A 10897-nucleotide genomic window follows, 5' to 3' on the forward strand; every position below is an offset into this window, starting at 1 on the left:
CGCCACACCCGTCACACCCTTCACATCGCCTCATCGGTTGGGCAAAGACTGCAGGTTTCAGGCCGGTTTTCGTGTCGTTCTTGACCACTCGACGAGGCCATGTGACTCGTGGGACTGGTGGGGCCGCGCTTGCGCGGGCGGCGCCACCGAGCGCCAGCGAGGGGGCTCCGCCCCGTGCGCCGAGCAGCCGACCTACCGGGTCCCGCAGTCAAGGACACCCGAAGGTGCCGCGCAGCGGGCGAGCGCAGCGAGCTCCTTGACGGCGGGAGCAGGTCGGCTACGCGCGGGGTCCCACCACCGCAACCACCAGGACCAACCCCAGGAACCCGCGCCTACTCGGCGCCGACCTCCTTGGCCAACGTGCCGAGGTACAGCTCGATGACCTTGGGGTCGTTGGCGAGCTCACGGCCGGTGCCCGTGTAGGCGTCGCGGCCCTGGTCGAGCACGTAGCCGCGGTCGCAGACCTGCAGGCAGCGGCGGGCGTTCTGCTCCACCATCACGACACAGACGCCGGTCTTGTTGATCCGGCGCGTGCGGATGAACGTCTCGTCCTGACGCACGGGCGACAACCCGGCCGACGGCTCGTCGAGGAGCAGCACCGAGGGCTCCATCATGAGGGCACGCGCCATGGCCAACGACTGCCGCTCACCGCCGGAGAGCGCTCCGGCACTGCGGTCCTTGCGCTCGTGGAGGTTCGGGAAGAGGTCCCAGGTGGCGGCGAGCCGCTCCTTGAGCTTCTTGGGACGCAGGAAGAGCCCCATCCGGAGGTTCTCCTCGATGGTCAACGACGGGAAGACGTTGTTGTTCTGCGGGACGAAGCCCACACCCATCTGCACGAGCTGGTTGGCCTTCATGTTGGTGATGTCGCGCTCGCCCAGCCGCACCTCACCGGAGTGGATCTTGACCAGGCCGAACATTGCCTTGAGCAGGGTCGACTTGCCGGCGCCGTTGGGACCGATGATGCCGATCATCTCGCCGGGGTACGCCGTGAGGCTGCACCCGTTGAGGATGTTGACGCCGGGAAGGTAGCCGGCGACGAGGTCCCTCGCCTCGACGACCGCCTGCTGGCCGGTGGGTGAGCTGCTCATGCGTGCTTCCCTTCGTCGTGGCTCTCGGGTGGCGGCGAGCCTTCCTCGTCTGCAGCGGTCTCGGACAGCGGTCCGAGGTCCGCACCCTCGTCGAGCAGGTCGTCGTCGCCCAGGTCGGTGTCGTGGTGTGCGCCGAGGTAGGCGTCGATCACGGCGGGGTTGGCCATCACCGTGTCGGCCGGCCCCTCGGCCACGATCTGACCCTCGGCCATCACCACGACCCAGTCGGAGATGTGCTGGACCACGTGCATGTCGTGCTCGACGAACAGCACCGTGGTGCCCTCGTCGCGCAGCGCCTGGATGTGACCGAGCAGGGACTGCGTCAGCGCCGGGTTCACCCCGGCCATCGGCTCGTCGAGCATGATCATCTTGGGGTCGCTCATCAGGGCGCGCGCCATCTCGAGGAGCTTGCGCTGACCGCCCGACAGGCTGCCGGCGTAGTCGTCCTTCTTCTCGAGCAGCTTGAACCGCTCGAGAAGTCCGGCCGCCTTCTCCTCGACCTCGCGCTCCTGTCCCGACCAGATCGGGCGGAACATGCAGCGCATCAGGCTCTCGCCGCGCTGGTCCTTGGCGCCGAGCAGCATGTTGTCCATCACCGTCATCCGGCTCAGCGCCTTGGTGAGCTGGAAGGTGCGGACCATCCCCGACTTGGCCACCGCGGAGGCACCGGTCTTGTCCAACGTGGCACCGTCGAAGGACCAGTGGGCTCCCTTGCCGGCGCTGCTCGGCTTGTCGAAGCCCGTGATCAGGTTGAAGAACGTCGTCTTGCCGGCCCCGTTGGGTCCGATGAGGGCGGTGATCATGCCGCGCTGGACCTCGAGGTGGTTCACGTCGACGGCAGTGATGCCGCCGAAGCGGCGGGTGATGTTGTCGACCGAGAGGATCGAGTCGGGCTTCGCCGAGCCAGGCTCCTGGGCCACGTCGGCCATGAGCTGACGTCGGACGGCGGGGTCGGCCATGCCGACGGTTGTCTCAGACATTGAACCGGAGCTCCCTCTTGTTGCCCAATATCCCTTGTGGTCGGAAGATCACCAGCAGCATCAGGCCGACGCCGACCACCACATAGGAGAACTGCTCGGTCTGCGAGTTGGTCATGATCGCGTCCGGGATGTAGGCGCCCGAGGCCTCCCGGATCAGGATGCGGGCCGAGAAGAAGATGATCGTGCCGAGCACCGGACCGAAGATGGTCGCCGCACCACCGAGCAGCAACGCGGTGTAGGCGAAGAACGTGAGCGAACGGCCCATGGAGTCGGCCTGCACCGTGCCGGTGAGGACGTAGACCATGCCACCCAGCGAGCCGAACATGCCGCCGATGATGAGGGCCTGCATCTTGATCGCGAAGACGTTCTTGCCGAGGCTGCGCATCGCGTCCTCGTCCTCACGCACGCCCCGCAGGAGCCGACCCCAGGGGCTGCGCACCAGCAGGAAGACCACCGCGCACGACAGGCCGACGATGAACCAGGCGATCATCCGTACCCACCAGCCGTCGACGCCGGTGCGGTCGTAGGTCTTGGGGAAGGTGAAGAAGATCGCGAGCACGGCGAAGAGGATTAAGACACCGGCCAGCACGGCCTTGCGTCCCTTGGCGGTCTTCCAGGCGGCGAAGGCGGCCTGGCCGCCGAACAGCACCGCGAGCATGATGCTCGTGAAGATCACGAACGCCACCACGCGGCTGAAGATGTCCGTGGCGGTGTCCCGGTCGGCGTACGCCGGCACGACCACCGTCAGGATGGCGCCCAGCACCAGAGCGACCGCGACCAGTGCGCTGCGCACCGTCGACGACATCGGGGCCAGCACGGCTCCCCCGGCGGACTTCAGGCTCCTGAGCAGCAGGACCGCACCCACGATGGCGCCGATCAGCGCGATCAGGCCGAGGACCTGGACCCACCGCGCACCGTCGGCGACGTCGGTGTAGTTGAACTCCAGCAGCGTCAACCGACCCGAGCCGAGGAACGACAGCGAGATGAAGGGCCCCTGGTAGTCCTTGCCGAAGATGCCCTGGGACCCTCCGGTGAAGTCCTCGAAGGCCGCTAGTCGTCCTGAGTACCGGACGATCTCCGCGGCCGAGATCGTCACGATCGCCAGGTAGTCACCTCGGAGCTTGAGGGTGGGTAGCCCGAGGATCAGCGAGAAGACGAAGCTCACCACGAAGCCGATGAGCACGGCGAACAGCAAGGGGATGTCGTAGGTGATCGAGATCGCCATGCCGTAGGCGCCCAGCAGCATGTAGCCGGCCTGACCGATGTTCAGCAGTCCGGTGAAGCCGAAGTGGATGTTGAGTCCGATGACGGCGATCGCGACCGCTGCGGTGTTCGGGGCGATCGCCTCGCGCAGGGTGGCGTTGAGGATGCTCAGAATGGTGTCCATGTGGGCTCCTTCAGCCGACCCGTGCTGCTCGACCGAGCAGGCCCTGGGGCCTGACCATCAGCAGAACGATGAGGATGACGAGGGCGACGGCGTACTTGAGGTCGCCGGGGGCGCCGAGCGGTCCGGCCAGCTCGACCACCAGACCGATGATGATCGCGCCGACGAAGGCCCCGAAGGCCGTACCGAGCCCGCCGAGGGTCACTGCGGCGAAGAGCAACAGCAGGATCTGCATCCCGGTGTCCCAACGGATGCCGTTGCTGACCACGAGTGCGTAGAACACGCCGCCGAGGCCGGCGAGGCCGGCGGCGACCACCCAGACCATCCGGATGATCTTGTCGACGTCGATGCCGGACGCCGCGGCGAGGGCCGGGTTGTCGGACACGGCCCGGGTGGCCTGGCCGACCCGGGTGTAGAGCAGGACGTAGCCGACGATGCCGATCGCGACCAACGCGACCCCCATGGCCACGAAGGACATGCCGGTGAGCCGGATCGGCCCGAGCTCGACGACGTCGAAGTTGCGGACCACGACCTTCTGCTGGGAGGCACCGACGAAGAACTGGAACGCGTACTGCGCTGCCAGCGACAGCCCGATCGTCACGATCATCATCTGGGTGAGGCCGAGCCCACGTTTACGCAACGGTTTCCACATCACGAAGTCCTGCAGGAAGCCGCTGAACCCGCAGATCAGCGTGGTGAGCACGATGCCCACCCAGAGGTTGATCCCCGCGACGTTGCACAGGCCGTAGGCGACCATGCCGCCGAGGGTGACCTGCTCGGCATGGGCGAAGTTGGACAGCCCCGTGGTGCCGTAGATCAGGGACAGGCCGACCGAGGCCAGGGCCAGCAGCAGCCCGAGGCGCAGGCCCTGGGCGATGCTCTGGATGATCTGGTCGCCGAAGCTGTCTCCCCCGGCGTCGAAGTCGACCGAGCGTACGTTGAGGTCCGGACTCACCGAGCCACCGAGGGCGACGGTGACCATGATGGAGCCGTCCGGTCCCTGGAAGCGCTCGGCAGGCGGGCGCACCTCCAGCCCGTCCGGGAGCTCGCCGACGCTGACGAAGTAGTCGCCCGCCTCGGTGACCTGGAAGCTGAACTTGCCGTCGGCCTCGGTCGTCAAGGAGTCCACCTCGACACCGTCTGCATCGAGCAGGCTGACGTCGACTCCCTCAACGGGGTTGGCGCGGTTGCCCACGGTGCCGGTGACGCAGCCGGTCTGGTCGGCCTGAGCCAGACAGAGCACCACGGCGTTGGCCGGCGGGGCTCCCATCAGCAGCGCCAGGGGCGCGAGCAGCATGCCCAGCAAGGCACCCACAACAGTCGTTCGTCTACGAAGACCGGGTGGCCTCGTGCATGGCTTCACGTGGTTCTCCTCCTCCGCGCCCGGCTGGGCGGCGACTCAGCAGTCTAGGGGCACGTTCGGCCGCTGAGCAGCACATCGAGAAACCCAGCAGGAGCGCAACGAGGGCTTAACTACCTCGTGACCGTGCCGAGACCTGCCGGACCTGACGGCGCGCGCCTGACCCGAAGCACGGTGCCACCGGCGGTCGTCAGGGGCCCCCGGCGATCTCGGGCCCGTGGGTCACCACGCCCTCGGCCACCTGGCGCATCGACAGTCGCAGGTCCATCGCGGTCTTCTGGATCCAGCGGAACGCCTCCGGCTCGGAGAGCGACAGCTTCTCCTGCAGCACTCCCTTCGCCCGGTCGACGGACTTGCGGGTCTCCAGTCGCTCCTGCAGGTCGTGCACCTCGCTCTCGAGCTGGGCGAGCTCGGCGAAGCGGGACACCGCCATCTCGATCGCGGGCACCAGGTCCGACTGCGTGAAGGGCTTGACGAGGTAGGCCATCGCCCCCGCGTCGCGAGCCCTCTCGACCAGCTCGCGCTGGGAGAAGGCCGTCAGGATCACGACCGGCGCGATCCGCTTCGCCGCGATCGCCTCCGCGGCCGCGATCCCGTCGAGGACGGGCATCTTGACGTCGAGGATCACCAGGTCGGGGCGGTGCTCGGTGGCCAGCTCGATGGCCTTGGCCCCGTCGCCGGCCTGACCGACGACGTCGTACCCCTCCTCGGTGAGCATCTCGGCGAGGTCCATCCGGATGAGGGTCTCGTCCTCGGCGATGACCACGGTGCGGCTCGCGGCCGGCGCGGGACTCGCGGCGGGTGCTGGGGCGGGGGTGTCGTTCACGCGCTCAGGGTAGTCGGCACCAGGGTCAGTCGTGGTGATCGGCTAGGGTTTGGGCGCACCCAGCCGGGTTGGCGGAACGGCATACGCGATGGTCTCAAACACCATTGTCCGAAAGGACTTGTGGGTTCGAATCCCACACCCGGTACCGATGTCGGTGGCTTGGTCGAGCATCGCGACATGTCTCACGTACGACCTCGGGAAGTGGTGGAGTCCGCCTTGCGTGACTCCGATGCCGGGATGCTCGACCGCGACAACGCCACGAAGCACGGGGTCGCGATCAAGACGATCCGGCGCTGGCGGCGTGACTACCAGCGCAGAGGGCGGCCACGAGGCCAGGACCACACCATCGCTCCCTGTCCGCGGTGCGGCGACGGCCCGCTCGAGGCGTCGGCCTACAGCGAGCTCCTGGGTTGGTACCTCGGCGACGGACACATCTCGAGGGGACGCCGAGGCGTCTTCGCGTTCCACATCTACAATGATCGGCGATACGTAGACGACAACCACCGCCTTCGGCTGTTGATGCGGCTGGTCAAGCCTGGGAGTCGCCCGCACACACGACTCGTCCCCGGAGCCGTGATCACCACGACGTCCTGGAAGCACTGGCCGTGCCTCTTCCCCCAGCACGGGCCGGGCCGCAAGCACCTGCGCCCGATCGTGCTGGAGGACTGGCAACGCGTGATCGTGGAGACTCACCCGGGACCGTTCCTGCGCGGGCTCTTCCACTCCGACGGGTGTCGGGTGCGCAACTGGGCCAGGCGACCCGTGGCCGGCGAGCTGAAGCGCTACGACTACCCCCGCTGGCAGTTCACCAACGAGAGCGCCGACATCCGTGAGCTGTGCTGCTGGGCGCTCGACCTCGCCGACGTCGCCTGGCGCCAGAGCAACCGCACGACCATCAGCGTGTCTCGACGCGAGGCGGTGGCCCGGCTGGATGCGCTGATCGGGTCGAAGTCCTGACCTGCGTCACTCCGGCTTGCGGTAGGCGGGCGCGGCACCGTTGATGGCATCGCCCATCTGGTGGATCCGCAGCGCGTTCGTCGAGCCGGGGATCCCCGGCGGGCTGCCCGCGACGATGACGACGAGGTCACCTTCCTTGACCCGGCCGATCTGCAGCAGCTGCTCGTCGACCTGGCGGACCATCTGGTCGGTGTGCTCGACGGCGTGGGTGCGGAAGGTCTCGACGCCCCAGCTCAGCGACAGCTGGGAGCGGACCTTGTTCTCCGGGGTGAACGCGAGCACCGGCACCTTGCTGCGCAGCCGCGAGAGCCGCTTGGCGGAGTCGCCGCTCTGGGTGAAGGCCACGATGTACTTCGCTCCGACGCGGGTGGCGACCTCCTCGGCGGCCTTGGCGATCACGCCGCCGCGCGTGTGTGGGTCCCACTCGATCGCCTCGAACTGTCCGAGGTCGGACGGCTCGAGTGCGTGCTGCTCGGTGGCGGAGATGATCCGCGCCATCGTCTCGACGGTGTGGATCGGGTGGTCGCCGACGCTGGTCTCCCCCGACAGCATCACGGCGTCGGCACCGTCGAGCACCGCGTTGGCGACGTCGCTGGCCTCGGCCCGCGTCGGCGCCGGGTTGGTGATCATCGACTCCAGCATCTGGGTGGCGACGATCACCGGCTTGGCGTTGAGGCGGGCCTTGTCGACGACCTTCTTCTGCAGGAAGGGCACGTCCTCCAGCGGGCACTCCACGCCGAGGTCGCCGCGGGCCACCATGAAGCCGTCGAAGGCGCGGACGACCTCGTCGAGGTTGTCGATCGCCTGGGGCTTCTCGATCTTGGCGATGACCGGCAGCAGGACTCCCTCCTCACGCATGATCGCGCGCACGTCCTCGGCGTCGGCGGCATTGCGCACGAAGCTGAGGGCGATGAAGTCGACGCTGAGGCTCAGCGCGAAGCGCAGGTCGGCGATGTCCTTGACCGACAGTGCCGGGACCGACACCGCCACACCGGGGAGGTTGATGCCCTTGTTGTTGCTGACCGGCCCGCCGACGAGCACCTCGGTCACGACGTCGGTGCCGTCCACGGCCACCACGCGCAGGCGGACCTTGCCGTCGTCGATGAGGATGGGGTCGCCGGGCTTCACGTCGCCGGGCAGACCCTGGTACGTCGTGCCAGCCACCTCGCCGTCACCGGGGACATCACGCGTGGTGATCGTCCAGCGCTGACCGCGGCTCAACACCGCGTGGCCGTCCGCGAAGGTGGCCAGCCTGATCTTGGGGCCCTGGAGGTCGGCGAAGATCCCCACACCGTGCCCGGAGGCGTCGGCCGCCTCGCGCACCAGACGGTAGGTCTCGGCATGGTCGGCGTGGGTGCCGTGACTCATGTTGAGCCGGGCGACGTCCATCCCGGCGTACACGAGCTCACGGATCCTCCGCTCGGAACTCGTCGCCGGGCCCAGGGTGCACACGATCTTTGCTCTCCGCACGTGCTTCACCCTAGCGCGGATTGGAACGTTCTAAACCACCAACGGCCTCGCCGTCGGCGGGATCGGCCTCGGCAGCGTGGTGGAGCCGGTGAGGTGCTGGTCGACCGCGGCGGCCGCGGCGCGGCCCTCGGCGATGGCCCACACGATCAGCGACTGTCCGCGACCGCAGTCACCGGCGGAGAAGACGCCGGAGACCGAGGTCATGTAGTCCTTGTCACGAGCGACGTTGCCTCGCTCGTCCAGGTCGACGCCGAGCTGCTCGACGATGCCCGGCTTCTCGGGGCCGACGAAGCCCATCGCGAAGAGCACCAGCTGGGCCGGGATCTCGCGCTCGGTGCCCTCGATCTCGGTGAGCTTGCCGCCCTCGAAGACGACGTCGACCAGGACCAGCGCGCGGACGTTGCCGTGCTCGTCGCCGAGGAACTCCTTGGTCGAGACGGCGTAGACGCGGTCGCCGCCCTCCTCGTGGGCCGAGGAGACCCGGAAGGTCATCGGGTACGTCGGCCACGGCTGTCCGGCAGGACGGCTCTCGGGCGGCTCGGGCATGATCTCCAGCTGCGTGATGGAGCGCGCGCCGTGCCGCGTCGAGGTGCCGAGGCAGTCGGCTCCGGTGTCACCGCCACCGATGATCACGACGTCCTTGTCGGTGGCCATGATCTGCTCCTGGCCGTCGAGCTGCTCGAGACCGAGCGCGGCGCGGTTGGCCTGCGGGAGGAACTCCATCGCCTGGTGGATGCCGCCGAGCTCGCGGCCGGTGATCGGCAGGTCCCGCGCCTCGGTGGCGCCCAGAGCCAGCACCACCGCGTCGTAGCGCTCGCGCAGCTTGATGCCGCTGAGGCCCGAGGCCTCCGACCCGACGTCGATGCCGGCACGGAAGACGGTGCCCTCGCGCTTCATCTGGTCCAGGCGACGGTCGAGGTGCTTCTTCTCCATCTTGAACTCGGGGATGCCGTAGCGCATCAGCCCACCGATCTGGTCGGCTCGCTCGTAGACCGCGACCGTGTGGCCGGCGCGCGTGAGCTGCTGGGCAGCCGCCAGGCCGGCCGGGCCCGATCCCACGACCGCCACGGTGCGACCCGAGAGCCACTCCGGGGCCTGCGGACGGACGTAGCCCGACTCCCAGGCCTTGTCGATGATCGAGACCTCGACGTTCTTGATCGTCACCGGGTCCTGGTTGATGCCCAGCACACAGGCGGTCTCACAGGGCGCGGGACACAACCGACCGGTGAACTCCGGGAAGTTGTTGGTGGCGTGCAGGCGCTCGATGGCGCCCTCCCAGTCGTCTCGCCAGACCAGGTCGTTCCACTCGGGGATGATGTTGCCCAACGGGCAGCCCTGGTGGCAGAACGGGATGCCGCAGTCCATGCAGCGTCCGGCCTGCGGCGTGATGATCGGCAGCAGCGCGCGGCCGATGCCGTCGGGGTAGACCTCGTTCCAGTCGTGGATCCGCTCCTCGACCGGTCGACGGGTCGCGACCTCGCGACCCTCCTTCAGAAAACCCTTGGGGTCAGCCATGCAGCGCCTCCATCATCGCGTGAGCGGTCTCGTTCTCGTCCAGTCCCTCGGACTCGGCCTTGGCCTTGGCCTCCAGCACGATCCGGTAGTCGCGCGGCATCACCTCGGTGAAGCGTCCCAGCGACGACTCCCAGTCGACCAGCAGCTCCTCGGCGACCTTGGACCCGGTCTCCTCGAGGTGCTCGCGCACCATCAGCTGCAGCTCGTCGGCCGCGTCGCCCGTGACCGGGCCGAGCTCGACGAGCTCCTTGTTGACGCGGAACTCCTTGAGGTCCAGGACCCAGGCCACGCCACCGGACATGCCGGCTCCGAAGTTGCGTCCGGTCTTGCCGAGCACGACGACGCGCCCGCCGGTCATGTACTCACACCCGTGGTCGCCCACACCCTCGGTCACCACCCATGCCCCCGAGTTGCGGACGGCGAAGCGCTCGCCGACCCCGCCCCGGAGGAAGATCTGACCCGCTGTGGCGCCGTAGGCGATCGTGTTGCCGGCGATGATCTGCTGGTTGCTCTCGAACGTCGCGGCCCGGTCCGGTCGTACGACGATGCGCCCGCCGGACAGGCCCTTGCCGACGTAGTCGTTGGCGTCGCCCTCCAGCCTCAGGGTGATCCCCCGGGGCAGGAACGCACCGAACGACTGCCCGGCCGAGCCGGTCAACGTGATGTCGATCGTGTTGTCGGGCAAGCCCTCACCGCCGTACTTCTTGGTGAGCTCGTGACCCAGGATCGTGCCGACGGTGCGGTTGACGTTGCGCACCGCCACCTCGGCGCGCACCTTCTCGCCACGCTCGAGGGCGGGCTCGGCCAGCGGCACCAGCTCGGTGACGTCGAGCGAGCGCTCCAGGCCGTGGTCCTGGCCCTTGGTGTTGCGCCGGTCCTGGTCGGGGAACGCGTCGGTCTCGACCTGGTGCAGGATCGGGCTCAGGTCGAGACCCGAGGCCTTCCAGTGGTTGACGGCAGTGCCCATGTCGAGGCTCGCGACGTCGCCGACGGCCTCCTCGATGGACCGGTAGCCGAGCTCGGCCAGGATCTCGCGGACCTCCTGGGCGATGTACTCGAAGAAGGTCACGACGTACTCGGCCTTCCCGCTGTAGCGCTCGCGCAGCACGGGGTTCTGGGTGGCGACGCCCACCGGACAGGTGTCGAGGTGACAGACCCGCATCAGGATGCAGCCGGACACGACCAGCGGGGCGGTCGCGAAGCCGAACTCCTCGGCGCCCAGCAGCGCGGCGATGACGACGTCGCGGCCGGTCTTGAGCTGACCGTCGGCCTGCACGACGATCCGGTCGCGCAGCCCGTTGAGGAGCAGCGTCTGCT

9 protein-coding genes and 1 tRNA gene are annotated in these 10897 nt (G+C 68.3%); 2 read left to right on the forward strand and 8 right to left on the reverse strand.

All coding sequences use genetic code 11. From position 1 onward, the window contains the following. Positions 1 to 332 precede the first annotated feature (332 nt). From Q1K33_RS19555 to Q1K33_RS19575, 5 genes are all read right to left on the reverse strand, one after another. Entirely contained in the window at positions 333 to 1088 is a 756-nt protein-coding gene (locus tag Q1K33_RS19555; RefSeq protein WP_300406434.1) for an ABC transporter ATP-binding protein, read from the reverse strand. Beyond that, positions 1085 to 2068 (reverse strand): ABC transporter ATP-binding protein, encoded by a 984-nt coding sequence (locus Q1K33_RS19560; RefSeq protein ID WP_300406435.1) that lies wholly within the window; start codon positions 2066 to 2068, stop codon positions 1085 to 1087. The genes Q1K33_RS19555 and Q1K33_RS19560 overlap by 4 nt, the downstream gene beginning before the upstream one ends. Next, positions 2061 to 3455, reverse strand: coding sequence for a branched-chain amino acid ABC transporter permease (locus Q1K33_RS19565; RefSeq protein ID WP_300406436.1), 1395 nt, complete (start codon positions 3453 to 3455; stop codon positions 2061 to 2063). The genes Q1K33_RS19560 and Q1K33_RS19565 overlap by 8 nt, the downstream gene beginning before the upstream one ends. A 10-nt stretch (positions 3456 to 3465) precedes the next feature. Beyond that, a complete protein-coding gene (locus tag Q1K33_RS19570; protein WP_300406437.1) occupies positions 3466 to 4749 on the reverse strand; it encodes a branched-chain amino acid ABC transporter permease in 1284 nt (427 codons plus the stop codon). 253 nt (positions 4750 to 5002) lie between these two features. Then, positions 5003 to 5638, reverse strand: coding sequence for a response regulator (locus Q1K33_RS19575; protein WP_300406438.1), 636 nt, complete (start codon positions 5636 to 5638; stop codon positions 5003 to 5005). Positions 5639 to 5700: 62 nt separating this feature from the next. On the opposite strand from Q1K33_RS19575, the gene Q1K33_RS19580 reads away from it, so the two are divergent. Next, a tRNA-Leu gene (locus Q1K33_RS19580) sits at positions 5701 to 5783 on the forward strand. A gap of 32 nt (positions 5784 to 5815) precedes the next feature. Beyond that, positions 5816 to 6595: a transcriptional regulator gene (locus Q1K33_RS19585; RefSeq protein ID WP_300406439.1), complete on the forward strand. Its 780-nt coding sequence runs from the start codon at positions 5816 to 5818 to the stop codon at positions 6593 to 6595. A gap of 6 nt (positions 6596 to 6601) precedes the next feature. Here Q1K33_RS19585 and pyk read toward each other — a convergent pair whose 3' ends face one another. From pyk to Q1K33_RS19600, 3 genes are all read right to left on the reverse strand, one after another. Beyond that, positions 6602 to 8065, reverse strand: a complete 1464-nt coding sequence (gene pyk / locus Q1K33_RS19590) for a pyruvate kinase (RefSeq protein ID WP_300406440.1) — start codon at positions 8063 to 8065, stop codon at positions 6602 to 6604. 30 nt (positions 8066 to 8095) lie between these two features. After that, on the reverse strand, positions 8096 to 9580 hold the full coding sequence (locus Q1K33_RS19595; protein ID WP_300406441.1) for a glutamate synthase subunit beta: 1485 nt from the start codon (positions 9578 to 9580) through the stop codon (positions 8096 to 8098). Next, the coding region (locus tag Q1K33_RS19600; protein ID WP_300406442.1) for a glutamate synthase-related protein at positions 9573 to 10897 on the reverse strand (1325 nt) is incomplete at its 5' end. The genes Q1K33_RS19595 and Q1K33_RS19600, both read right to left, overlap by 8 nt.

The sequence above is a fragment of the Nocardioides sp. genome, assembly GCF_029937575.1.
Classification (GTDB): domain Bacteria; phylum Actinomycetota; class Actinomycetes; order Propionibacteriales; family Nocardioidaceae; genus Nocardioides.

Excerpts from the sequence above, each read along its gene's own strand:
- Q1K33_RS19555 (WP_300406434.1), bottom strand. The coding sequence starts at position 1,088 with ATGAGCAGCTCACCCACCGGCCAGCAGGCGGTCGTCGAGGCGAGGGAC.
- Q1K33_RS19560 (WP_300406435.1), bottom strand. The coding sequence starts at position 2,068 with ATGTCTGAGACAACCGTCGGCATGGCCGACCCCGCCGTCCGACGTCAG.
- Q1K33_RS19565 (WP_300406436.1), bottom strand. The coding sequence starts at position 3,455 with ATGGACACCATTCTGAGCATCCTCAACGCCACCCTGCGCGAGGCGATC.
- Q1K33_RS19570 (WP_300406437.1), bottom strand. The coding sequence starts at position 4,749 with ATGCTGCTCGCGCCCCTGGCGCTGCTGATGGGAGCCCCGCCGGCCAAC.
- Q1K33_RS19585 (WP_300406439.1), top strand. The coding sequence starts at position 5,816 with ATGTCTCACGTACGACCTCGGGAAGTGGTGGAGTCCGCCTTGCGTGAC.
- Q1K33_RS19595 (WP_300406441.1), bottom strand. The coding sequence starts at position 9,580 with ATGGCTGACCCCAAGGGTTTTCTGAAGGAGGGTCGCGAGGTCGCGACC.